Source organism: Egicoccus sp. AB-alg6-2 (assembly GCF_041821025.1).
GTDB lineage: Bacteria > Actinomycetota > Nitriliruptoria > Nitriliruptorales > Nitriliruptoraceae > Egicoccus.
In genome coordinates, this window is the sequence record NZ_JBGUAY010000006.1 from 227,556 (window position 1) to 251,466 (window position 23,911).

General features: G+C 68.0%; 24 protein-coding genes. 2 read left to right on the forward strand and 22 right to left on the reverse strand.

Annotation, left to right across the window (positions count from 1 at the left end):
- Position 1: 1 nt before the first annotated feature.
- The 20 genes from rpsH to rpsL form a co-directional block, all read right to left on the reverse strand.
- Positions 2 to 400 carry a 30S ribosomal protein S8 gene (rpsH, locus tag ACERMF_RS12535; RefSeq protein WP_373669444.1) on the reverse strand — a complete coding sequence of 133 codons (399 nt, stop codon included), beginning with the start codon at positions 398 to 400 and terminating at the stop codon, positions 2 to 4.
- 185 nt (positions 401 to 585) lie between these two features.
- The gene (locus ACERMF_RS12540) at positions 586 to 771 is read right to left on the reverse strand and encodes a type Z 30S ribosomal protein S14 (protein WP_373669445.1); all 186 of its coding nucleotides are present in this window, start codon (positions 769 to 771) and stop codon (positions 586 to 588) included.
- 11 nt (positions 772 to 782) lie between these two features.
- Complete coding sequence (gene rplE / locus ACERMF_RS12545; protein WP_373669446.1) at positions 783 to 1,382, reverse strand: 50S ribosomal protein L5; 600 nt, start codon at positions 1,380 to 1,382, stop codon at positions 783 to 785.
- A 154-nt stretch (positions 1,383 to 1,536) separates the two neighbouring features.
- Positions 1,537 to 1,866 carry a 50S ribosomal protein L24 gene (gene rplX, locus ACERMF_RS12550; protein WP_373669447.1) on the reverse strand — a complete coding sequence of 110 codons (330 nt, stop codon included), beginning with the start codon at positions 1,864 to 1,866 and terminating at the stop codon, positions 1,537 to 1,539.
- A 2-nt stretch (positions 1,867 to 1,868) separates the two neighbouring features.
- Entirely contained in the window at positions 1,869 to 2,237 is a 369-nt protein-coding gene (gene rplN / locus ACERMF_RS12555) for a 50S ribosomal protein L14 (RefSeq protein WP_373669448.1), read from the reverse strand.
- 113 nt (positions 2,238 to 2,350) lie between these two features.
- Positions 2,351 to 2,620, reverse strand: a complete 270-nt coding sequence (gene rpsQ / locus ACERMF_RS12560) for a 30S ribosomal protein S17 (protein ID WP_373669449.1) — start codon at positions 2,618 to 2,620, stop codon at positions 2,351 to 2,353.
- Between the two features lie 5 nt (positions 2,621 to 2,625).
- Complete coding sequence (gene rpmC / locus ACERMF_RS12565) at positions 2,626 to 2,841, reverse strand: 50S ribosomal protein L29 (protein WP_373669450.1); 216 nt, start codon at positions 2,839 to 2,841, stop codon at positions 2,626 to 2,628.
- A complete protein-coding gene (rplP, locus tag ACERMF_RS12570) occupies positions 2,838 to 3,260 on the reverse strand; it encodes a 50S ribosomal protein L16 (RefSeq protein WP_373669451.1) in 423 nt (140 codons plus the stop codon). The genes rpmC and rplP overlap by 4 nt, the downstream gene beginning before the upstream one ends.
- Positions 3,260 to 4,423 (reverse strand): 30S ribosomal protein S3, encoded by a 1,164-nt coding sequence (gene rpsC / locus ACERMF_RS12575; RefSeq protein WP_373669452.1) that lies wholly within the window; start codon positions 4,421 to 4,423, stop codon positions 3,260 to 3,262. The genes rplP and rpsC overlap by 1 nt, the downstream gene beginning before the upstream one ends.
- A 1-nt stretch (position 4,424) precedes the next feature.
- Positions 4,425 to 4,775 (reverse strand): 50S ribosomal protein L22, encoded by a 351-nt coding sequence (rplV, locus tag ACERMF_RS12580; RefSeq protein ID WP_373669453.1) that lies wholly within the window; start codon positions 4,773 to 4,775, stop codon positions 4,425 to 4,427.
- 32 nt (positions 4,776 to 4,807) lie between these two features.
- The gene (rpsS, locus tag ACERMF_RS12585) at positions 4,808 to 5,095 is read right to left on the reverse strand and encodes a 30S ribosomal protein S19 (protein ID WP_373669454.1); all 288 of its coding nucleotides are present in this window, start codon (positions 5,093 to 5,095) and stop codon (positions 4,808 to 4,810) included.
- Between the two features lie 3 nt (positions 5,096 to 5,098).
- On the reverse strand, positions 5,099 to 5,932 hold the full coding sequence (gene rplB, locus ACERMF_RS12590) for a 50S ribosomal protein L2 (RefSeq protein WP_373669455.1): 834 nt from the start codon (positions 5,930 to 5,932) through the stop codon (positions 5,099 to 5,101).
- 36 nt (positions 5,933 to 5,968) lie between these two features.
- Positions 5,969 to 6,259, reverse strand: a complete 291-nt coding sequence (gene rplW / locus ACERMF_RS12595; RefSeq protein ID WP_373669456.1) for a 50S ribosomal protein L23 — start codon at positions 6,257 to 6,259, stop codon at positions 5,969 to 5,971.
- Positions 6,256 to 6,921, reverse strand: coding sequence for a 50S ribosomal protein L4 (gene rplD, locus ACERMF_RS12600; RefSeq protein WP_373669457.1), 666 nt, complete (start codon positions 6,919 to 6,921; stop codon positions 6,256 to 6,258). Before rplD ends, rplW begins: the two co-directional genes overlap by 4 nt.
- Positions 6,921 to 7,571, reverse strand: a complete 651-nt coding sequence (rplC, locus tag ACERMF_RS12605) for a 50S ribosomal protein L3 (protein ID WP_373669458.1) — start codon at positions 7,569 to 7,571, stop codon at positions 6,921 to 6,923. The genes rplD and rplC overlap by 1 nt, the downstream gene beginning before the upstream one ends.
- A gap of 110 nt (positions 7,572 to 7,681) precedes the next feature.
- Positions 7,682 to 7,993: a 30S ribosomal protein S10 gene (gene rpsJ, locus ACERMF_RS12610; protein ID WP_130648556.1), complete on the reverse strand. Its 312-nt coding sequence runs from the start codon at positions 7,991 to 7,993 to the stop codon at positions 7,682 to 7,684.
- Between the two features lie 225 nt (positions 7,994 to 8,218).
- Positions 8,219 to 9,406 carry an elongation factor Tu gene (gene tuf / locus ACERMF_RS12615; protein ID WP_373669459.1) on the reverse strand — a complete coding sequence of 396 codons (1,188 nt, stop codon included), beginning with the start codon at positions 9,404 to 9,406 and terminating at the stop codon, positions 8,219 to 8,221.
- An 87-nt stretch (positions 9,407 to 9,493) separates the two neighbouring features.
- Complete coding sequence (fusA, locus tag ACERMF_RS12620; RefSeq protein WP_373669460.1) at positions 9,494 to 11,614, reverse strand: elongation factor G; 2,121 nt, start codon at positions 11,612 to 11,614, stop codon at positions 9,494 to 9,496.
- Between the two features lie 142 nt (positions 11,615 to 11,756).
- Positions 11,757 to 12,230: a 30S ribosomal protein S7 gene (rpsG, locus tag ACERMF_RS12625; protein WP_373669461.1), complete on the reverse strand. Its 474-nt coding sequence runs from the start codon at positions 12,228 to 12,230 to the stop codon at positions 11,757 to 11,759.
- A 1-nt stretch (position 12,231) separates the two neighbouring features.
- Positions 12,232 to 12,603 carry a 30S ribosomal protein S12 gene (gene rpsL / locus ACERMF_RS12630; protein WP_130648553.1) on the reverse strand — a complete coding sequence of 124 codons (372 nt, stop codon included), beginning with the start codon at positions 12,601 to 12,603 and terminating at the stop codon, positions 12,232 to 12,234.
- A 928-nt stretch (positions 12,604 to 13,531) separates the two neighbouring features.
- Here rpsL and ACERMF_RS12635 point away from each other — a divergent pair.
- Both ACERMF_RS12635 and ACERMF_RS12640 read left to right on the forward strand, forming a co-directional pair.
- Positions 13,532 to 13,756 carry a hypothetical protein gene (locus ACERMF_RS12635; RefSeq protein WP_373669462.1) on the forward strand — a complete coding sequence of 75 codons (225 nt, stop codon included), beginning with the start codon at positions 13,532 to 13,534 and terminating at the stop codon, positions 13,754 to 13,756.
- A gap of 99 nt (positions 13,757 to 13,855) precedes the next feature.
- Entirely contained in the window at positions 13,856 to 15,595 is a 1,740-nt protein-coding gene (locus ACERMF_RS12640) for a hypothetical protein (protein ID WP_373669463.1), read from the forward strand.
- A gap of 158 nt (positions 15,596 to 15,753) precedes the next feature.
- On the opposite strand, the gene ACERMF_RS12645 is transcribed toward ACERMF_RS12640, so the two are convergent.
- Together ACERMF_RS12645 and ACERMF_RS12650 are read right to left on the reverse strand one after the other, a co-directional pair.
- Complete coding sequence (locus ACERMF_RS12645) at positions 15,754 to 19,740, reverse strand: DNA-directed RNA polymerase subunit beta' (protein WP_373669464.1); 3,987 nt, start codon at positions 19,738 to 19,740, stop codon at positions 15,754 to 15,756.
- A 227-nt stretch (positions 19,741 to 19,967) separates the two neighbouring features.
- The gene (locus ACERMF_RS12650) at positions 19,968 to 23,450 is read right to left on the reverse strand and encodes a DNA-directed RNA polymerase subunit beta (RefSeq protein ID WP_373669465.1); all 3,483 of its coding nucleotides are present in this window, start codon (positions 23,448 to 23,450) and stop codon (positions 19,968 to 19,970) included.
- Between the last annotated feature and the right edge of the window lie 461 nt (positions 23,451 to 23,911).

Consider the following 23,911-nt stretch of genomic DNA (forward strand, 5'->3'; position numbering starts at 1 on the left):
CCTACCAGACGTAGGCGATGACCTCGCCGCCCTTGCCCTCTTTACGGGCAGTGCGGTCGGTCATCAGGCCGGCGTTGGTGGACAGGATCGCGACACCGAGGCCGCCCAGGACGCGGGGGATCTCGTCCTTCTTCACGTACACGCGCAGACCGGGCTTCGAGATGCGACGCAGGCCCGCGATGACGCGCTCACGGTTGGGGCCGTACTTCATCTTGATGGTCAGGTTGGGCTGGGGGGTCGCGTCGTCGAGCGACCAACCGGTGATGTAGCCCTCCTGCTCGAGGATCCGGGCGACGTTCACCTTGATCTTCGACGAGGGCATGGTGGTCGTGTCGTGGTACGCGATCGACGCGTTCCGGACACGCGTGAGCATGTCCGCCACTGGGTCGGTCATCGTCATGAAGTTGCTCCTTGGGGTTCCCGGGACGCGTCCCGGCACTTCCCGTGTCTGTCACCCGCGAAGCGGGTGATGTTCTTTGACCTGGCTCTGCACTCGAGCTTGCCTTGGCCCCTGAACTTCGGGGGCCTGCGGGGGCAGAGCCCCCGCATCCGGGGGCCTGCGGGGGGCGGAGCCCCCCGCATCAACTACCAGGACGCCTTCTTGATGCCGGGCAGTTCGCCGGCGTGGGCCATCTCGCGGAAACAGACGCGGCAGAGACGGAAGCGCTTGAACACCGCGCGCGGACGGCCGCACCGCTCGCAGCGCGTGTAGTTCTGCACGCCGTACTTCATGCCGCGCTTCTGCTGCGCGATCTTCGACTTCTTCGCCATGACTGGGGTCCTTAGCCTTGGGTGTCGCGGACGAACGGGAAGCCGTAGGCGTCGAGGAACGCGCGGCCGTGCTCGTCGTTGTCGGCGGTGGTGACGATGGTGATGTCCATGCCACGCACGGCGTCGATCTGGTCGTAGTCGATCTCGGAGAACACCAGCTGCTCGGTGAGCCCGAACGTGTAGTTGCCGTTGCCGTCGAAGGCGGTCGCCTTGAGGCCGCGGAAGTCACGGATACGCGGCAGGGCGACCGACAGCAGGCGGTCGAAGAACTCCCACATGCGGTCACCGCGGAGGGTGACCTTGACGCCGATGGGCATGCCCTCGCGCAGCTTGAAGGCGGCGATCGACTTGCGGGCGCGGTTCACGCGGGGCTTCTGCCCGGTGATGGTCTGCAGGTCGCGGATCGCGCCCTCGAGCGCCTTGGAGTCGTTGACCGCCTCGCCGAGACCGACGTTGACGACGATCTTCTCGAGGTTGGGCACGCGCATGGCGTTGACGCCGAGCTGCTCGAGCAGCTGCGGACGGATCTCGTCGAGGTAACGCTGCTTGAGGCGCGGCGTGACCTTGGCGGTCGCCGCCGCGGGGGCGGTCGTGGTCTCGGTGTCGCTCATCGGAAGGGTCTTCCTCGTTCGTCGCGGCCGACTCGGCCGCACCACCGGGTCGTTCTCGGGCGTGGTGCCCGGATGTGGTGGTGTGGCGCCGATCCCGCTGCCTCATCAGGCCGGGCCGGCTCGCGGTGTGTGGTTGCTGGTCGTGCCGAGTGGCTCAGAAGGTGGCGTCGCACTTCTTGCAGACGCGGACCTTGCTGCGCCGGTCGCCCTCGTTCTCGTAGCGGTAGCCGACGCGGGTCGGCTGGTCGCACGAGGGGCAGATCGGCAACACGTTGGAGATGTGGATCGCGGCCTCGGTCTCGATGATGCCGCCCTCCTGGGCGCCACCACGCTGGCTCTGGATCCGCTGGTGCTTCTTGACGTAGTTGCGGCCCTCGACCAGCACGCGGTCGCGGTCGGTGAACACCTTGATGACGCGCCCTGAGGTGCCCGCGTCCTTGCCGGCGATCACCTGGACCTGGTCGTCCTTGCGAATACGGCGCATGGCTACAGAACCTCCGGCGCGAGCGAGATGATCCGCATGAACTTGCTGTCGCGCAGCTCGCGGGCGACGGGACCGAAGATGCGGGTCCCGCGCGGGCTGCCGTCGGGGCGGATGATCACGCACGCGTTGTCGTCGAATCGGACATACGAGCCGTCCGGCCGCCGGCGCTCCTTGCTGGTGCGCACGACCACGCAGCGGACGACCTCGCCCTTCTTGACGTTGGACTGGGGGATCGCGTTCTTGACGGTGCCGACGAAGACGTCACCGACCGACGCGTAGCGCCGCCCGGACCCGCCGAGCACCCGGATGCACAGCACTTCGCGTGCTCCCGAGTTGTCCGCGACCTTCAGCCGCGATTCCTGCTGGATCATGATGCGTCTCTCTGCGGTTCGCCCCCGGCGGGGGACGTTCTACGGATGTCGTCACGGGCGGCGTGGTTGGCGCTCGACGGCGCCGGCACGGCGACGCCGCCGTGACGACGGGATCACTTGGCGCGTTCGATGACCTCGGCCAGGCGCCAGCGCTTCAGCTTCGACAGCGGCCGGGTCTCGATGATGCGGACCGTGTCGCCGAGGTTGGCGTCGTTGGTCTCGTCGTGGACGTGGTACTTCTTCGACGACTTCATCGTCTTGCCGTACAGCGGGTGGGTGGTCCGCCGGTCGACGCGCACGACGATGGTCTTGTCCTGCACGTCGGACACGACGACGCCCTGGCGCTCTTTTCGGGTGGTGCTGCGCTCGGTGGTGTCTGCCATGGGTATCAGGCCTCGGTGTCACGTGCGGCGGCGATCTCGCGCTCCCGCATCACGGTAAGGATGCGCGCGATCTCGCGCTTGACGGTGTTGATCCGACGGGGATCGTCGAGCTGGCCGGTCACGACCTGGAACCGGAGGTTGAACAGCTCCTCCTTGTTCTCGGTCAGTGCCTGACGCAACTCGTCGTCGGGAAGTTCTCGCAGCTCGGTCGCGGTGCTCACTCGCCGCCCTCCTCGCGCTTGACGAACTTGGTCTTGACGGGGAGCTTGTGCGACGCCTTGCGCATGGCCTCGCGGGCCAGCTCCTCGGAGACGCCGGACAGCTCGAACATGATCCGGCCGGGCTTGACCGCCGCGACCCAGTGGTCGGGCGAGCCCTTGCCCGAACCCATGCGGGTCTCGAGCGGCTTCCGGGTGATGGAACGGTCGGGGAAGATCGTGATCCGCACCTTGCCGCCACGCTTGATGGCGCGCGTGATGGCGATACGGGCGGACTCGATCTGCCGTGCGGTGATCCAGCCCGGCGTGGTCGCCATCAGGCCGTAGTCACCCACGTAGACCTGGGTGTGGCCCTTGGACAGGCCCTTGAGCGGGCGCGGCCGGTGCTGCTTGCGGTGCTTGACGCGCTTGGGAGCGAGCATCAGCTCTCCCCTTCCTTGCCGGCCTCGTCGTCCCCGGCCGGCGCCGGGGTGTCCCCGGCCTGCTCGACGTCGGTGACGGACGTGGACGGCTTGTCGGTGTCGGCCTCGGCGTTGGCGCCCTCGGGCGAGCCGGCCGGGACCGCGTCGGTCGGTGCCGTCTCGTCACCGGGGGTGACGTCGGCTTCGGTGATGCTGTCGACGGCCATCGGGCCCGACTGCGGGGGCAGCGACTCGGTGGTGGCCTGCTCGACGTCGCTCTTCGGCGTCTCGCCGGCCTCGGTCACGCTGGCCGGGGTGGTGTGCCCCGGGCCGCCCGGCGTCGCGGGCGAGCCCGCGGTGTCGGAGGTGTCGGAGGGGGTCTGCTCGGCAGGAGCCTTGGTGGGCTGCTGGCGCGAGCCGACGCCGGTGACCTTCTTGGCGACGCTGGCGGCCTTGCGGGCCGACTTGCGGCGACCCGGACGGTCGTCGACGGGACGGCCCTCGGCCAGGGCCTTGGCCCGGTCCATGGCCCGCTGTGCCTCGGCCTCTTCGCCGGAGCCGATCTGCTCACCGGTGTAGACCCAGACCTTGACGCCGATGCGGCCGTAGGTCGTGCGAGCCTCGTCGAAGCCGTAGTCGACCTTGGCGCGCAGCGTGTGCAGCGGCACGCGGCCCTCGCGGTACCACTCGGTCCGGCTCATCTCGGCGCCGCCGAGACGACCCGCGACCTGGATGCGGATGCCCTTGGCACCGGCCTTCATGGCCGACTGCACGGCGCGCCGCATGGCACGACGGAACGAGACGCGGCCGCGCAGCTGCTCGGCGACGTTGAACGCCACGACCTGCGCGTCGAGCTCGGGGTTCTTGATCTCGATGATGTTGAGCTTGACCTTCTTGGAGGTCAGCTTCTCGAGATCGGCCCGGATCGCGTCGGCCTCGGCACCGCGGCGACCGATGACGATGCCGGGACGCGCCGCCTGGACACTGACCTCGACGTTGTCACGGGTACGGGTGATGTCGATGCGGCTGATGCCGGCGTGACGCACGCGCTGGCGGACGTACTTGCGCACCCGGTCGTCCTCGTGGAGGTACGCGGCGTATTCCTTCTTGTCCGCGATCCACTTGGACTTCCAGTCGGTGGTGACACCGAGGCGGAAGCCGTAGGGGTTGACCTTCTGACCCATGTCAGTTCTCCTCCGCGGGCGACACCACGACGGTGATGTGGCTCGTCCGCTTGCGGATGCGATAGGCGCGACCGAGGGCGCGCGGCTGGAAGCGCTTGAGGGTCGGGCCCTCGTCCGCGAACGCGGTGTGCACGACGAGGTCCTCGGCGTCGAGGCCGTCGTTGTTCTCGGCGTTCGCGATCGCCGAATTGAGGACCTTCAGCAGCGGCGCGGCGGCAGCGACCTTGTCCGTGAAGGACAGGATGCGCTGCGCCTCGTGCACCGGCTGGCCCACGATGAGCGGCGTCAGCTGGCGGACCTTGTACGGCGAGACCCGCACGTACTTGGCGGTCGCCTTGACCTTGGTGATCATCTTCATTCCTTCACGCCCGAGGGCGACGACTCCTACCGGCGCTTCTTGGCGGCCTGCTTCTCACCAGCGCCGCCCCACTTGACGGCACGGGTCGGGGCGAATTCGCCCAGCTTGTGGCCCACCATGGACTCCGAGATGAAGACCGGCACGTGCTTGCGGCCGTCGTGCACCGCGATCGTGTGGCCGACCATCTCGGGGAAGATCGTGGATCGACGCGACCAGGTCTTGATGACGCGCTTGTCGCCCGCTTCGTTCTGTGCGTCCACCTTCTTCATGAGGTGGTCGTCGACGAAGGGACCCTTCTTCAGGCTGCGGGGCATAGGTCAGCGCCTCCGGTTCTTGCCGCGACGGCGGATGATGTATTGGTCGGATGCCTTCTTGCCCTTGCGGGTACGGCGCTCGGGGTTGCCCCACGGGTCGACCGGGTGCCGGCCGCCGGAGGTCTTGCCCTCACCACCACCGAGGGGGTGGTCGACCGGGTTCATGGCGACACCGCGGGTCTGGGGACGCACGCCGCGCCAACGGGTCTTGCCGGCCTTGCCGTGGTTGATCAGCTCGTGCTCTTCGTTGCCGACCGCACCGATCGATGCGCGGCAACGGGCGTCGACCAGGCGGATCTCACCGGAGGGCAGCCGCAGCGCGGCCATCTTGCCCTCCTTGGCGAGCAGCTGGATCGAGGTGCCCGCCGAGCGACCCATCTTGGCGCCACCACCCGGTCGCAGTTCCACCGCGTGCACGGTGGTACCGACGGGGATGTTGGCCAGCGGCAGGGCGTTGCCGGTCTTGATGTCGGCACCCGGGCCTGACTCGACCAGCGCACCGACCACGAGGTTCTTCGGCGCCAGGATGTAGCGCTTCTCACCGTCGTGGTAGTGCAGCAGGGCGATACGCGCGGAGCGGTTGGGGTCGTACTCGACCGCCGCGACCGTCGCGGGTACGCCGTCCTTGTTGCGTCGGAAGTCGATGACACGGTACTTGCGCTTGTGCCCCCCGCCGCGGTGGCGGCTGGTGATGCGACCGTGGGTGTTACGGCCGGCCTTCTTGGGCAGCGGCGCAAGCAGCGAACGCTCGGGCGACGACTTCGTGACAGTGCCGAAGTCGCTCACCGAAGCGCCGCGTCGTGCGGGCGACGTCGGCTTGAACTTACGAATGGCCATGTTGGAAAACCTCGTTGGAGGTCGCTCGGGACGGGCTCAGAGCCCGGCCTCGAAGAGTTCGATCTCGTCACCCGGCGCCAGCGTCACGATGGCGCGCTTGGTGTCGGGACGCTTGCCGACGATCCAGCCGCGGCGCTTCTTCTTGCCGGGCCGGTTCAACGTGTTCACGCTCAGGACCGTGACGTCGAAGATGGTCTCGATCGCCTGCTTGATCTCGGTCTTGTTGGTGCGCGGGTCCACGATGAAGGTGTACTTGTTCTCGTCGAGCAGGCCGTAGGTCTTCTCGGAGATCACGGGGCGCAGGATGATGTCGCGGGGGTCCTTCATGCCTCTGCCTCCTCGGTGGACTCGCTGCTCGTGCTCGCGAGCCGGCCGGTGCCGATGAGCGCGATCGCCGCCTCGTCGATCACCACGGTGTCGCTGTTGAGCACGTCGTAGGTGTTGAGCTGGTCGACCGTGAGCGTGTGGATGCGCTCGACGTTGCGCAGCGACAGCTGCGTTGCCTGGTGACGGTCGGCGAGCACGACGAGCACCTTGCCCTCGGCCAGGCCGAGCGCGCCGAGCGCGGCGAGCGCGTCCTTGGTCTTCGGGGCGTCGAACTGCAGTCCGCGCACGACGTGGAGCAGGTCGTTGTTGACCCGGTCGGTCAGTGCCGAACGCAGCGCGGAGCGCTTGAGCTTCTTGTTGACCCGGACCGACCAGTCGCTGGGGGTACGCCCGTGGGCGACACCACCGCCGACCCACTGCGGCGAGCGGATCGAGCCCTGACGGGCGCGGCCGGTGCCCTTCTGGCGCCAGGGCTTGGCGCCACCACCGGCGACCTCACCGCGGGTCTTGGTCTTGTGGGTGCCCTGACGGGCGGCGGCGAGCTGGGCCGTGACGACCTGGTGCATCACGTGCACCTTGACCTCGCCCTCGAACCACTCGGCGGGCAGGTCGATGGTGTCGACCTTGTTGCCCTGCAGGTCCTTGACGTCTACGGAAGCCATCAGGCCTCACCGCCCTTCCGCGCCTTGACCGCCGACTTGATGAACACGACCCCGCCGTCCGAGCCGGGCAGCGCGCCCTTGACCAGGATCAGGTTGTGCTCGGTGTCGACGTCCACGACCTCGAGGTTTTGCACGGTGACGCGTTCGCCACCCATGCGGCCCGCCATGCGCTGGCCCTTGAAGGTGCGCCCCGGGGTCGAGGCGTTGCCGACCGAGCCCGGGTGGCGGTTCTTCTTCTTGACGCCGTGACCGTCGCCCATGCCGCGGAAGTTGTGCCGCTTCATGACACCGGCGTAGCCCTTGCCCTTGCTGGTGCCGGTCACGTCGATGACGTCACCCTTGGCGAAGGTGTCGACGCCGATGCTGGTGCCGACCTCGGGCAGTTCGTCGCCGTTGGTGAGGCGCAGCTCGGCGAGCACGCGGGCGCTGTCCACGCTCGCCTTGGCGAGGTGGCCGGCCATCGGCTTGTTGGTGTGCTTGCGGGTGCCATAGGCGAGCTGGACCGCGACGTAGCCGTCGGTCTCGGTCGTCTTGACCTGGGTCACGGTGTTGGGATCGGCCTGGACCACGGTGACGGGGACGATCCTGTTGTCCTCGTCGAATACCTGGGTCATGCCGAGCTTGGTCCCCAAGATGCCCTTGGAAGCCATGAGTGGCGTCTCCTACCAGTTGGCCGTCATGCGGCTCGTGCGAGTGGTGTGCAACGGCGTCGCAGCGAGTCCGTAGCGGACGGCGATGTTCGTGCTCGGGCGGTGACGCCCTAGAGCTTGATCTCGATGTCCACGCCGGCCGGCAGCGAGAGGCCCATCAGCTTGTCGATGGTCTTCTGCGTCGGCTGGTGGATGTCGATGAGGCGCTTGTGGGTGCGCATCTCGAAGTGCTCGCGCGAGTCCTTGTACTTGTGGGGCGAGCGGATGACCGCCCACACGTTGCGCTCGGTCGGCAACGGGACCGGCCCGGTGACGTGCGCCCCGGTCGCCTCGACCGTGTCCACGATCTCGCGCGCGGAACGGTCCAGGACCTCGTGGTCGTACGCCTTCAGGCGAATCCGGATCTTCTGATCAGCAGCCATGTCTCATCTTCTTCGTCTCCACCTGAAATCACGAGGCCGTGAGATGCCCAGCAACCCGGTGGTTCGGCTGGTCTTTGTCAAGTACGTCGGTCACTGCCCTCGAGGAGGGCGTCTGGTCTGCGAGCCGGATCGCGGAGGGTGTCCTCCGTAGGGAGCCATGGAGGGCGGGCGGGTACGGCTCCCGAAGGAGGACACCCGGAGCGATCCGGCGGGAAGTACCAGTTCTTACTTGAGGATCTTGGTGACGCGGCCAGCACCAACGGTGCGGCCACCCTCACGGATGGCGAACTTCAGACCCTCGTCCATCGCGATCGGCTGGATCAACTCCACCGTCATCTCGGTGTTGTCACCCGGCATCACCATCTCCACACCATCAGGCAACGTGACCGCACCGGTCACATCCGTGGTCCGGAAATAGAACTGCGGCCGATAGTTGTTGAAGAACGGCGTGTGACGGCCACCCTCTTCCTTGGACAGGATGTACACCTGCGCCTCGAAATCGGTGTGCGGCGTGATCGAACCCGGCGCAGCGAGCACCTGACCCCGCTCCACATCCTCCTTCTTGGTCCCACGCAACAACACACCCACGTTGTCGCCCGCCATGCCCTCATCGAGCAACTTGCGGAACATCTCCACACCGGTCACCGTCGTCGACGTGGTGTCCTTGAGACCGATGATCTCGATCGTGTCACCCACGTTGACCTTGCCACCCTCGATCCGACCCGTGACCACCGTGCCACGACCCGTGATCGAAAACACATCCTCGATCGGCATGATGAACGGCTTGTCCAACGCCCGCTCGGGCTCGACGAAGAACTCGTCGACCGCACCCATCAACTCCATGATCGCCGACTCGTACGCCTCATCACCCTCGAGCGCACGCAGAGCCGACACCCGAACCACCGGCGTGTCATCACCCGGGAAATCGTAGGAATCGAGGAGCTCACGCACCTCCATCTCCACCAGCTCGAGCAACTCCTCATCATCGACCATGTCGACCTTGTTGAGCGCCACGATCAACTTGGGCACCCCAACCTGACGCGCCAACAACACATGCTCACGCGTCTGCGGCATCGGACCATCCGCCGCCGACACCACCAGGATCGCCCCATCCATCTGCGCCGCACCCGTGATCATGTTCTTCACATAATCGGCGTGCCCGGGAGCATCCACATGCGCATAGTGACGCGCATCGGTCTCATACTCCACATGCGACACATTGATCGTGATCCCACGCTCACGCTCCTCAGGCGCCTTGTCGATCGCATCAAACGCCATCGACTGCACATTCGGATTGTGCTTGTGCAACACATTCGTGATCGCCGCCGTCAACGTCGTCTTCCCATGATCGACGTGACCAATCGTGCCGATATTCATGTGCGGCTTGGTCCGCTCGAACTTCTCCTTGGCCATCGTGGGCCCTCCTGGTGGTAGCAGCCGGGGATGCCGGCGGGTGGGACGTCTGGGTGTCGTGGTCGAAACCGGGTCGTCAGGTCGGGGTCACTCGCCGCGGATCTTGGCGACGATCTCTTCCTGGATGCTGTTGGGGGCCGGCTCGTACGCGCCGAACTGCATCGTGTAGCTGGCACGGCCCTGGGTCATCGAGCGGACGTCGGTCGCGTACCCGAACATCTCCGACAGCGGGACCCGTGCGTTGATGACGGTGGCGTGACCGCGCGGGCCGGAGCCCTGGATCAGGCCGCGGCGACCGGAGAGGTCACCCATGACGTCACCCATGAAGTCGTCGGGCGTGGTGACCTCGACGTCCATGACCGGCTCGAGGAGCTGGATGCCGGCCTTGCGGCAGGCCTCCTTGATGGCCATGGAGCCGGCGATCTTGAACGCCATCTCGGAGGAGTCGACGTCGTGGTAGCTGCCGTCCACCAACGTCACCTTGACGTCGACGAGCGGGTAGCCGGCCAGGATGCCGGAACCGAGTGCCTCCTGGATGCCCTGGTCGACCGAGCCCACGTACTCCTTGGGCACGGAACCGCCGACGGTCTTGTTCTCGAAGAAGTAGTGGTCCTCTTCCTCGATGCCGAGCTCGGTCTTGAGCTCGGGGGTCAACGGCTCGACGTCGATGACGACGTGGCCGTACTGACCGCGACCACCGGTCTGGCGGGCGTACTTGAGGTCGACCTTCTCGACCTTCTTCTTCACGGCCTCGCGGTAGGCGACCTGCGGGCGACCGACGTTGGCCTCGACCTTGAACTCGCGCAGGAGCCGGTCGACGATGATCTCGAGGTGGAGCTCACCCATGCCGCCGATCAGGGTCTGCCCGGTCTCCTCGTCGGTCTTGACGCGGAAGGTCGGGTCCTCCTCGGCGAGCTTCTGCAGCGCCGTGGAGAGCTTCTCCTGGTCGGTCTTGGTCTTGGGCTCGACCGCGATCTCGATGACGGGGTCGGGGAACTCCATCGACTCGAGCAGCACCTGTGACTCGGCCGTGGTGACGGTGTCACCGGTGGTCGTGTCCTTGAGGCCGACCAGCGCGACGATGTCGCCGGTCATGCAGGCGGTGTTCTCCTCGCGGTGGTTGGCGTGCATCTGCAGGATGCGGCCGACGCGCTGCTTGGAGCCCTTGGTGACGTTGATGACGTGCGAGCCGGCCTCGAGCGTGCCCGAGTAGACGCGGGCGAAGGTCAGGGTGCCGACATAGGGGTCGGTCATGACCTTGAACGCGAGTGCGGCGAACGGCTCGTCGTCGGCGGGCTTGCGGATGATCTCCTCGCCCGTCTTCGGGTTGGTGCCGCGGATCGGCGGCACCTCGAGCGGCGAGGGCAGGTAGTCGACGACGGCGTCGAGCAGGGGCTGCACGCCCTTGTTCTTGAACGCCGAGCCACAGAAGACCGGCACGAGCTGGTTGTTGATCGTGGCCTTGCGCAGGCCGGTCTTGAGCTGTTCGACGGTGAGTTCGCCGTTGTCGAAGAACGCCTCGAGCAGGGTCTCGTCGGTCTCGGCGACCTTCTCCATCAGCTCGGCGCGGTAGGTCTCGGCCTCGTCCTTGAGTTCGGCGGGCACCTCGACGTACTCGAAGGAGGCGCCGAGGTCCTCGCCCTTCCAGACGATCCCGCGCATCTCGACGAGGTCGATGACGCCCTCGAGCTGGTCCTCGAGGCCGATGGGCAGCTGCGCCCGGACGGCGTTGGGGGTCAGGCGCTCCTGGATCGAGTTGAACGAGTACTCGAAGGAGGCACCGGTGCGGTCGAGCTTGTTGACGAAGCAGATGCGCGGCACGCCGTACTTGTCGGCCTGGCGCCACACGGTCTCCGACTGCGGCTCGACACCCGCCACACCGTCGAAGACGGTGACCGCACCGTCGAGCACGCGCAGCGAACGCTCCACCTCGACGGTGAAGTCGACGTGGCCCGGCGTGTCGATGATGTTGATCGTCGTGTCGCCCCACGCGCAGGTGGTGGCGGCCGACGTGATGGTGATGCCGCGCTCCTGCTCCTGCACCATCCAGTCCATGGTGGCGGCGCCGTCGTGCACCTCACCGATCTTGTAGGACTTCCCGGTGTAGAAGAGGATGCGTTCGGTCGTGGTGGTCTTCCCGGCATCGATGTGCGCCATGATGCCGATGTTGCGAAGCTTCTCGAGCTTCACGGTGCGCTTGACGGCCATCGTCGTCGCTTCCTGATCTCGTCGTTGGATCGCTGCGTCTCGTGGGTCGCCGTCCCCCGGGGATGCCCCGGAGGACGGCGGTCGCGCGTGCGTGTGGGTGCGGGAGTCGGGACGGGCGGGCCCAGCGGGTGGGCCCGTCACGTCACCAGCGGTAGTGGGCGAAGGCGCGGTTGGCCTCGGCCATCTTGTGGGTGTCCTCGCGGCGCTTGACCGCGGCGCCGATGCCGTTGGAGGCATCGAGCAGCTCGCCGGCGAGGCGCTCGGACATGGTGTGCTCACGGCGGATGCGGGCGTAGCCCACGACCCAGCGCAGGGCCAGCGTGGTCGAGCGGGCCGGCCGGACCTCGATGGGCACCTGGTAGGTGGCACCACCGACGCGGCGGGACTTGACCTCGAGCTGGGGCTTGACGTTCTCGATCGCGCGCTTGAGCACGGAGATCGGGTCGCCGCCCTGGGTGCGGTTGCCGATGTTGGCGAGCGCGTCGTAGACGATGCGCTCGGCGACCGAGCGCTTGCCGTCGCGCATGATGCGGTTGGTCAGCTGCGTGACCAGCACCGACCCGTACTTCGGGTCCGGCGTGATCTTGCGGCGGCCGGGGGAACCCTTGCGAGGCATGTCAGCCCTCCTTCTTCACGCCGTAGCGGGACCGCGACTGCTTGCGGTCGCGCACCGGGGCGGCGTCGAGCGTGCCGCGGATGACCTTGTAACGGACACCCGGCAGGTCCTTCACACGACCGCCGCGCACGAGCACCATCGAGTGCTCCTGCAGGTTGTGGCCCTCACCCGGGATGTAGGCCGTGACCTCGATGCCGGAGGTCAGCCGAACACGGCAGACCTTGCGGAGTGCCGAGTTCGGCTTCTTCGGGGTGGTGGTGTAGACGCGCGTGCAGACGCCGCGACGCTGTGGCGATCCCTTGAGCGCCAGCGTCTTGTTCTTCTTCGCCTTGGACGTGCGGCCCTTGCGCACCAGCTGCTGGATGGTGGGCATGCCTGGGGTTCTCCGTTCCGTGGCCGGGCGCATTCGCTTGCGCGCGGCGCACCGGGCGGCGAGCGGATGGCTCGCCTCGGTCGTCGTCGGGATGGGTCGGGGGATGCGCGGTGTCCGCGGTCGTCGGCCGCGCCGACGCGCTGGTTCGCACGTCGCGGGCCCGGTTGGTGACACCGCCGCCGGGGCGGACGGTCCGGCCCACGGGGCCGGGCGTTCCGCTGGTGGTGACTGCATCCGGGGCAGCGCATCTGCGCGTCGAGAGGAGATCGGCGCAAACAGCGCCCGGACGCACGTCGGAAAGAGACCTTCCCGACGAGGACCAGCACGGTACCGGCCCGGCGCAGGAGGTGTCAACCCGCCCCTCCTCCCCCAACTGACGGCCCGCTTGGGGTCGGTTCTCGTGCCCCGCGCCGAAAATGGGGACGGCAGACGGTGTCGTCGGCCGCCAGCGTGCCGGTTTTCGTGCCGGGCGCCGAAAGTGGGACCACTGGCGGCGCAGTCGGCCCGCGGCCTGCCGGTTTTCGTGCCGGGCGCCGAAAAGGGGACCACTGGCGGCGCAGTCGGCCCGCGGCGTGCCGGTTTTCGTGCCGGGCGCCGAAAGTGGGACCACTGGCGGCACAGTCCGCCCGCGGCCTGCCGATTTTCGTGCCCCGCGCCGAAAATGGGGACTGCAGGTGGTGTCGTCGGCCGCCAGCGTGCCGGTTCTCGTGCTCCCGGCCGAAAGTGGGCGGCGGTGGGCGTCAGAACGTCGGCGGGGACGCGGGGGTTCCCGTCGCTGGCGCGCTTTGCGTCTCCTGCGTCTTGGACGGCCGCCCGGCCACCCACCCTTCGACCTCGAACCCGGCCGGTCCGCCATGGTCGCGGCGGTGCGGGGTCGTGTTTCCTGTTCGGACCAAAGCTTCACCGCCCCTGACCACAGGAGAGATCCATGAAGCGCACCATGATGCAGAAGCTGACCATCGCCGCCAGCGCCTCGGCGCTCGCCTTCGGTGCCGTCGCGTGCCAGGTCGAAGACGGCGAGGGTCTTGATCCGGCCCAGGAAGATCCGCTCCTCGATGACGGCCTGACCGACGACGGCCTCGGCGACGACACCATGGGCGACGACCCGATGGGTGACGACGCCATGGAAGACGACACCCTGGGTGACAGCTGAGCGAACCGTGCGGACGCCAGCCGTCCGCATGATCGTCTGGGAGGGTCGCGCCACGGCGCGACCCTCCCGCATGTCACCGGCCCGTAGCCTGCAACCCTGATGAGCGACCACCCGTTGGAGCGTCCGGACCGCGACCCACGGTCGCGTGGCCGCCGGCTGCTCGCGGCCCTCGTGATCGTGGTGTTCGCGCTGGCGCACCTCGCCTTCGTCGTCGCCACGCCGCTGGCCGGCGGCCCACGTACCCCGGTCGCCTCCTACGCGGCGGCCGAGCGGTGGACGCCGTCGCCGCCGCTGCGCGATGCGCGGTTCGCGACTTTCCCGTTCGTGGCGGCGGACGGCTCGACGGGCCTGTGGGTGCTGCCGAGTTCCGCCGTGCCGCTGCAGTTCGTCGTCGAGCGCGAGGTGATCGAACGCTTCGGCGACGACGAGGTCCGCGCGGCCGTCGAGGTCTGGAACGACACGCCGGGCTCGCGCTTCGGGGCGACCGTGACCCGGATGGTGGACGCCGGCGTCGACGAGCGACGCCGGGACAACGTCAACCGCATCTTCATGGACCGGCGCTCGTGCGGCGGCCGCTACCTCGCCCGTGCCCACATGTGGCCCGGCGAGGCCGTCGCGCGTGACGGGGTGATCGCCCGCTACGTCAACGAGGTCGACCTCGGGCTGTGCGACCGGCTGCGTCCCGAGCAGCTGGCCAACGTGGTCCGCCACGAGCTCGGGCACATCGCCGGCCTCGATCACCTGTGCGACGAGGACGAGGACTGCTGGGACCCCGCCTTCGCGCCCGACAACACCTGCCGCATCATGAGCCCGCGCGCGCACCCCTGCCAGGAGGTGAGCTCCGGCGACCTCGATGGACTGGTGCACCTGCACCCGAGGCTGCCACGGGCGAGCGGCAGCGACGGCCGCAGCACCTCGGCCTCCGTGGCGTTCGCCACCCATCCGACACCGCGGTCCGCGATGACGGTGGTGATCTCGCCCTATGACGCCGAGCCCGCGTTCCGCATCGCGGCGGCCACGCTGGCCGGTCACCTCGGCGCCCCACACATCCTGGTCGACGAGGACTGCACCGCCGGCCCCGACGGGCGGGCGCTGGACCGGGTCCTGACGGTCGCCGGTCGCACGCTCGCGGTCGGTCCGGTGGCGCCCAACTGCCTCGGCACGCTGCGTGGCGCCTGGGCCGCGGAGGTCGAGGAGTTGCCGACGACGGCAGCCGCGGAGGATCGGGTCGTCGAGGTCCTGCGCGAACGCGGCGAACCGCCCGAGCAGTTGTTCGTCGCCTCCCTCGGGGCGCCGTCGCGTGGAACGCCGGTTGCCGCGGTGGCCGCCACGGCGGCGGTCGCGCTGGGGGCGCCACTGACCTTCGTGGCCGACCAGGAGGACGCGGCCCAGGCGCAACGCCTCCTGGACGCCAACCCCGAGATCCGGCAGGTGGTCCTGGTCGCTGACACGGCGTCGGCGGGCCTACGCGTCGTGCTCGCACTGAGCGGGGACGGCGTCACGGTGCGCCGGATCAGTGCGTCGGACGCGCCGGCCGCGGCCGAGGCACTGGCAGTCGCCCCGGGGCTGGCGCTCCCGCGCCCGTTGCCGGCGGTGATCGCCTCGACGGACCATCCCGAGCACACCATTCCGGCGATCTCGCTGGCGGCGGCGTTCGGCGGTCTGCTGGTCCCGGTCGAGTCGCCGCTACGGGACGCCCACGTGGGGCTTCTGCGCGACCACGTCGACGACGGCGCCATCGTCGGCGGCCGCAACGCCATCACGACCGAACGTCAGATGGCCCTGTCGCGCCTGGTCGACGGCGACACCTCTGACCTCGACGTCCTCGTCTCGCGCTAGCGGTTCGTCCGCTGCGGGAACGATGAGGACGAGCGAGCGGTATTTGTGCGGGTCAGCCGCTGGTTACGCCCGCGGAAACCCGCACAAATGCAGTCTCCGGGGCCAACGAAGGGAGGGCGCCCCCTACGGGGCGCCCTCCGACGTGCGTGCGACTTCCGTTACTGCTGTTGGCCGGCGTCGCCCGGGAAGTCCTCGAACCCCCAGCCGCCGTCGAAGCCCCACGACCCGTCGCCCTCGTAGGACTCGGTCGAAGCGAGGAACTCCGCGATGTCGGCCGGCAGCGCCTGCTCGGGCATCTCGGTGTGGCCCACCTCGATCGCGCCGTACTCCGGCAGCCCCGTCCCGGCCGGGATGAGCTTGCCGATGATGACGTTCTCCTTGAGGCCGACCAGCGGGTCCGAGGCGGACTCGAGGGCGGCTTCGGTGAGCACGCGGGTGGTCTCTTGGAAGGAGGCCGCCGACAGCCACGAATCCGTGGCCAGCGACGCCTTGGTGATGCCCATCAGCATCTGGCGACCGGCCGCGGGCTGCCCGCCTTCGGCCAGCACGCGGTCGTTCTCCTTCTTGAACTTCACCCGGTCGATGTTGTCGCCCGGCAGGAAGGTCGTGTCGCCCGGGTCCACCACGTTCACGCGGCGGAACATCTGGCGCACGATCAGCTCGACGTGCTTGTCGTGGATCGGCACACCCTGCGAGCGGTAGACGTCCTGCACCTCCTTGACGAGGTGCAGCTGCGACGTGCGTACCCCGAGGACCTCGAGCAGCTCGTGGGGGTCGATGGCGCCCGAGGTCAGCTGCTGGCCGACCTCGACGTGGGTGCCGTCGGCGATCTCGACCGTGCCGTCGTCGGAGCGGAACAGACGCGCACCGCGCACCAGTTCGTGCTCGTCGACCTGGTCGCGGGCACCGTGGATGCGCAGGATGCGACCCCGGTCGGTCTCCTCGATCTCGACCTTGCCGGCGATACGGGCGATCTCGGCCTTGCCTCGCGGCGAGCGGGCCTCGAACAGCTCGACGACACGCGGAAGACCCTGCGTGATGTCGTCGGCCGACGCCACACCACCGGTGTGGAACGTACGCATGGTCAGCTGGGTGCCCGGCTCACCGATGGACTGGGCGGCGACGATGCCGACCGCCTCGCCCATGTCCACCATCGCGCCGTTGGCGAGCAGTTCGCCGTAGCACGAACGGCAGACGCCGATCTCGGTCTCGCAGGTCAGCACCGAGCGCACGCGCACGATGCGGTCCTCGTCGGTCGCCTTGGTCTGCAGTTCCTCGCCGGTGTCGGGGTGGATCCCCTTGACCAGGGCGGAGCGCAGACGACGGACACCGGTGTCGATCACCAAGGTGCCGGCGCCGAGCAGCACCTCGTCGGTACCGGGGACCAGGACGTCACGCGCCATGACCCGGCCGTAGAGCGTCTGCGAGTCGTGCTCGCCGACGACCGCCTCGACACCGCGGTCGGTCCCACAGTCCTCCTCGCGGATGATGAGGTCCTGGGAGACGTCGACCAGCCGGCGCGTCAGGTAGCCCGAGTCGGCGGTACGCAGTGCGGTGTCGGCCAGGCCCTTACGGGCACCGTGCGTGGAGATGAAGTACTCCAGCACGGACAGGCCCTCGCGGAAGTTCGCCTTGATCGGCCGCGGGATGATCTCACCCTTCGGGTTTGCCACGAGCCCACGCATGGCGGCGATCTGCCGCAGCTGGGTCATGTTCCCTCGGGCGCCGGAGTTGGCCATCATGAAGAACGGGTTGGTCGCCTTGAAGTTCTTCTCCATGGCGTCCGCGACCCGGCTGGTGGCCTCGGTCCAGATCTCGATCAGTTCCTGGCGCCGCTCGTTGTCGGTGATGACACCGCGGCTGAACTGCTTCTCGATCTTGGCGGCACGGTCCTCGGACTCGCCGAGGACGTCGGCCTTCATCGCGGGGGTCTCGACGTCGGCGATGGCCACGGTCACGCCCGCCTTGGTGGCGTTCTTGTAGCCGAGGTCCTTCATCGCGTCGAGCACCTCGACGACCTGCCAGCGCGGGAACTGGTCCGTGCACTGGTTGATGATGTCGCCGGCGCGGGCCTTGGTCACGGTCTCGTTGACGTAGGCGTAGTTGGCCGGCAGTGCCTCGTTGAAGATGGCCCGACCGGCGGTGGTGATGATGCGCACGGGGTCACCCGAGTCGCGCATCTCGGCCCACGCCTCGTCGTCCTCGCGGTAGGCCGCCGGACGGTCCTCGGGCGCGAGCTCCTTGTTGCGCACGCGCAACACGATCGCGTCCTTGACGTGGATCACCTTGTCGTCGAGCGCACGCTCGACCTCGCCCATGGAGCTGAAGACGGGCAGGCCGGTCGGGTCGCGGTCGGCGGAGGTGTCCGCCTCGGTGAACGTCAGCCAGTAGATCCCGAGCACCATGTCCTGGGTCGGCGAGGCGATCGGACGACCGGTCGCCGGCGACAGGATGTTGTGCGGGGCCAGCATCAGGATGCGGGCCTCGGACTGGGCCTCGGCCGACAGCGGCAGGTGGACCGCCATCTGGTCACCGTCGAAGTCGGCGTTGAAGGCGGTGCACACCAGCGGGTGCAGCTGGATGGCCTTGCCCTCGACCAGGGTCGGCATGAAGGCCTGGATGCCGAGGCGGTGCAGGGTCGGCGCACGGTTGAGCAGCACCGGGTGGTCGGCGATGACCTCTTCGAGGACGTCCCAGACCTGGGCACGCTGCCGCTCGACCATCCGCTTCGCGCTCTTGATGTTCTGCGCGTAGTTGAGGTCGACGAGGCGCTTCATGACGAAGGGCTTGAACAGCTCCAGCGCCATCTGCTTCGGCAGTCCGCACTGGTGCATGCGCAGCTGCGGGCCGACGACGATGACCGAGCGGCCCGAGTAGTCGACGCGCTTGCCGAGCAGGTTCTGACGGAAGCGGCCCTGCTTGCCCTTGAGCATGTCCGAGAGCGACTTGAGCGGACGGTTGCCCGGTCCGGTCACCGGACGTCCACGGCGGCCGTTGTCGAACAGTGCGTCGACGGCCTCCTGCAGCATCCGCTTCTCGTTGTTGACGATGATCTCGGGCGCGCCGAGGTCGAGCAGACGCTTCAACCGGTTGTTGCGGTTGATCACGCGGCGGTACAGGTCGTTGAGGTCGGAGGTCGCGAACCGGCCACCGTCGAGCTGCACCATCGGGCGCAGGTCCGGCGGGATGACCGGGATCGCCTCGAGCACCATCGAGCGCGGCTTGTTGGCCGTCTTGCGCAGGGCCTCGACGACCTTGAGGCGCTTGGTGGCGCGCTGCTTCTTCTGGCCCTTGCCCTCGGCGATGGTGGTGCGCAGTTCCACGGCCTCGGCTTCGAGGTCGAGTCCGTCGAGCAGTGCCCGGACGGCCTCGGCCCCCATGCCGCCGCTGAAGTAGTCGCCGAAGCGGTCGCGCATGTCGCGGTAGACCAGCTCCTCCTGGATGAGCTGCTTGACCGAGAGCTTCTTGAAGGTGTCCAGCACCTTGTCGAGGTGCTCGATCTCGTTGGTCGCGCGGACGGAGACCGTCTTGAGCTGCTTCTCGATCTCCTTGCGTTCCTTCTTGACCACGTCGGCCTTGGCGCCCTCGGCCTCGAGTTCGGCCAGGGTCGCCTCGAGCTGCGCGAGCAGCTCCTGGCGGTCGACCTCGAGCATCTTCTCGATCTCGAGCTTCTCGGCCTTGATCTCTTCCTCGAGCTCGGGCAGCGCGTCGTGGCGCTTGTCGGCGTCGACGGAGGTGATGACGTAGGCCGCGAAGTAGATGACCTTCTCGAGGTCCTTCGGGCTCATGTCGAGCAGGTAGCCCAGACGCGACGGCACACCCTTGAGGTACCAGATGTGGGTCACGGGAGCGGCGAGCTCGATGTGGCCCATGCGCTCACGCCGGACCTTGGCGCGGGTCACCTCGACGCCGCAGCGCTCGCAGATGATGCCCTTGAAGCGCACGCGCTTGTACTTGCCGCAGTAGCACTCCCAGTCCCGGGTGGGACCGAAGATCTTCTCGCAGAAGAGCCCGTCCTTCTCCGGCTTGAGCGTGCGGTAGTTGATGGTCTCGGGCTTCTTGACCTCACCGTTGGACCACATCCGGATCTGCGGCGCCTCCGCCAACGAGATCCGGAGCGAATCGAAGTGGTTTACGTCCAGCATCGTGGGACGTCCTCCCTACTTCATAGAGCCCGACGCCTGAAGTGGCGACCAGGGCGCGGTCCCGCAGGACCGCTTACGTATCGATGTCAACCGACTCCGAAGCGGAGCGGTAGCTGGTGGGTGGTGACCGATGTTCCGAACCGGGCCGACTTGCGCAGGTCCCGAAGGGACCGAGCACTCGGAGGCCCGGGCGGAACTCGGCATCACCCACCAGCGGAGAAAACCAACTACCCGTCAGCCGTCGGACGCTCGGGTCGGGACAGGTCGATGCCGAGCGCTTCGGCCGCCCGGAAGGCGTCGTCTTCGGACTCCCGAAGCTCGATCTCCTGCCCGGTCGCGTTGAGCACCTCGACGTTGAGCGCGAGCGCCTGCATCTCCTTGATGAGCACCTTGAAGGACTCGGGGATGCCCGGTTCGGGGATGTTCTCGCCCTTGACGATCGCCTCGTAGACCTTGACGCGGCCCAGGGTGTCGTCGGACTTGATGGTCAGCAGTTCCTGCAGGGCGTAGGAGGCGCCATAGGCCTCGAGGGCCCAGACCTCCATCTCGCCGAACCGCTGGCCACCGAACTGCGCCTTCCCGCCCAGCGGCTGCTGGGTGATCATCGAGTACGGGCCGGTGGAGCGGGCGTGGATCTTGTCGTCGACCAGGTGGTGGAGCTTGAGCACGTACATGTACCCGACCGTCACCTGGGCATCGAGCTGCTGACCGCTGCGGCCGTCGAAGACGGTCGCCTTGCCGTCGACGCCGACGAGGCGGACCCCGTCGTCGGTCGTGCGGGTGTTGGCGAGCAGGTCGATCAGCTCGTCCTCGCTGCAGCCGTCGAAGACGGGGGTGGCGAGGCGGACGGGCCCGTCGACGTCGGCGAGCTCCTTGTCCCAGTTGATCCGGTCGAACCAGTCGGGCGCGGTCTCGAACTTCCAGCCGTTGGCGGCGGCCCACCCGAGGTGGGTCTCCAGCACCTGGCCGACGTTCATGCGCGACGGGACGCCGAGCGGGTTGAGCACGATGTCGAGCGGGGTGCCGTCCTCGAGGAACGGCATGTCCTCGACGGGCAGGATCTTGGAGATGACACCCTTGTTGCCGTGACGACCGGCGAGCTTGTCGCCCTCGGAGATCTTCGACTTCTTGGCGACGTAGATCCGCACCATGTCGTTGACGCCGGGGGGCAGCTCGTCGCCGTCGGCGCGCGAGAAGCGCTGCACGCCGATGACGATGCCGCGGTCACCGTGGGGCACCTTCAGGGAGGTGTCGCGGACCTCGCGGGCCTTCTCACCGAAGATCGCCCGCAGCAGCCGCTCCTCGGGGGTCAGCTCGGTCTCACCCTTCGGGGTGACCTTGCCGACGAGGATGTCGCCGGGCTGGACCTCGGCGCCGATGCGGATGATCCCCTCTTCGTCGAGGTTGGCGAGCACCTCTTCGGAGACGTTGGGGATGTCGCGGGTGATCTCCTCGGGACCGAGCTTGGTCTCGCGGGCGTCGACCTCGAGCTTCTCGATGTGGATCGAGGTCAGCACGTCCTCGCGGACGAGCCGCTCGGAGAGGATGATCGCGTCCTCGAAGTTGTAGCCCTCCCAGGACATGAACCCGACCAGCAGGTTGCGACCCAGGGCCAGCTCACCGTTCTGGGTCGAGGGACCGTCGGCCAGCGTCTCGCCGGCCTCGATGCGCTGTCCCTCGGTGACCAGCGGCTTCTGGTTGATGCACGAGCCCTGGTTGGAGCGCTGGAACTTGGTCAGGTAGTAGCGGTCGATCTCGTCGTCGTCGGTGCGCACGACCACGTGGTCGGCCGCCACCTCGACGACCTGACCGCTCCGCCGGGCGACGACCACGTCGCCGGCGTCCTTGGCGGACTTGCCCTCGATGCCCGTCCCGATGAACGGCGACTCGGCCCGCAGCAGCGGCACGGCCTGCCGCTGCATGTTGGCGCCCATGAGCGCGCGGTTGGCGTCGTCGTGCTCGAGGAACGGGATCAGTGCGGCCGAGATGGAGACGGTCTGACGCGGCGAGACGTCCATGTAGTCGACGTTGGCCGGCGGGACCTCGCGGACCTCGCCGCCCTTGGCACGCACGAGCACGAGGTCGTTGACGAAGCTCTTCTTGCCCTCGTCGACCGGCGCGTTGGCCTGCGCGACGACGTAGCGGTCCTCTTCGTCGGCGGTCAGGTACTCGATCTCGTCGGTGACCTTGCCCTTGACGACCTTGCGGTAGGGCGTCTCGACGAACCCGTACTCGTTGATGCGGGCGTAGGACGCGAGCGAGCCGATCAGGCCGATGTTGGGGCCTTCAGGGGTCTCGATCGGGCACATGCGGCCGTAGTGCGACGGGTGGACGTCGCGGACCTCGAAGCCGGCACGCTCACGCGACAGACCACCCGGCCCGAGCGCGGACAGACGCCGCTTGTGCGTCAGGCCGGCCAGGGGGTTGGTCTGGTCCATGAACTGCGACAGCTGCGAGGTACCGAAGAACTCGCGGATGGCGGACACGACCGGCCGGATGTTGATCAGGGTCTGGGGCGTGATCGCCTCGAGGTCCTGGGTCGTCATCCGCTCGCGGACCACGCGCTCCATCCGGGACAGGCCGATACGGACCTGGTTCTGGATGAGCTCGCCCACGCTGCGCAGGCGGCGGTTGCCGAAGTGGTCGATGTCGTCGGTGTCGTAGCCGTCCTCGCCGGCGTGGAGCTTGACGAGGTAGGACATCGTGGCCAGGCAGTCCTCGCGGGTGAGGACGTGGTCGTCACGACGGTCGAAGCCGAGGGCGTCGAACTCGTCGGTGAGCTTGCCGTGCTTGACGTGGCCGAAGCCGTCGTCCTCGAGCCCGGAGATCTTGTAGCGACCGACGCGGGCGAGGTCGTACTTCTTGTTCTGGAAGAACATGCCCAGCAGCAGCTGGCCGGCCTGCTCGGCGTTCGGCGGCTCGCCCGGACGCAGCTTGCGGTAGATCTCCTCGAGCGCCTGCGCCGGCGTGCGGCCGGTGTTGTCCTTCTCCAGCGTGAGCGCGATCGACTCCGCGCCGCCGAAGAACTCGAGGATCTCGTCGTCGGGGACCTCGGCGGTCAGCACCTCGGACGGCGCGAGCTCGTAGCGGCTCTCCTCGGCGTTCCAGGCGAAAGCCTTCAGCGCGCGGTAGAAGACGCTGATGGGCTGCTTGCGCTTGCGGTCCACGCGCACGGCGACGAGGTCGCGCTTGTCGACCTCGAACTCCAGCCACGCGCCGCGGGCCGGGATGACCTTGCAGCCGAACACGTCGCGACCGGTGGTCTTGTCGACCGAGGCGTCGAAGTACACGCCCGGCGAGCGGACCAGCTGGGAGACGACGACACGCTCGGTGCCGTTGATGATGAACGTGCCCTTGTCGCTCATCACGGGGAAGTCCCCCATGAAGACCGTCTGGGACTTGATCGTGCCGTCTTCCTTGTTCAGGAACTCGGCGGTGACGAACAGCGGAGCGGCGTAGGTGTAGTCCTTCTCCTTGCACTCCTCGACGGAGTACTTGGGGTCCTCGAACCGGTGGTTGAGGAAGGACAGCGCCATCTTGCCCTGGCTGTCTTCGATGGGCGAGATCTCGTCGAAGATCTCCCCCAGGCCCTGGTCGATGAGCCACTCGAACGACAGTCGCTGAATGGCGACGAGGTCGAGTTCCTCGATGGGCAGCGCCTCACGGATCTTTGCGAAACTGAGACGCGAGTTGACGGCGGTGCCAGCCAACAGGGACCTCCCTGGCGTGGTGGTCGGTGCGTCCCGGCGGGACGGGACGCCGGTGAACGGCGCGAGTGCGCGTAACGGCACGAACATGACCGCGAGGCGGACGGAGCGCCGGCCCGTCCGAGCGGAGTGGTGGGGCTACATCGGGGCGCACCGGGCGGCGATGCGCCGGGCGGCCCCCTTCCCGGGTGTAGGACCTACGTTGCACCGCATGTCGTCGGACGGGACGCCACGGACACGGGATCCACCATGGGCACACGTCGGCCACGCCAGCATGCGCGGCGCGACGACGTGGGAAATGGCGAGGACCTCGGTCAGCAGGCGACGCCTCGAACGCAGGACGTGAACGGGGCAATACGCATGGCACACGGCAGCCGGGCAGTGTAGGCCCGGCAGCCGTGTCCCGTCAACACCGGACCGCGTGCGCGATACGCACGCGACGGGAACGCCACCGCCGCCGGGGC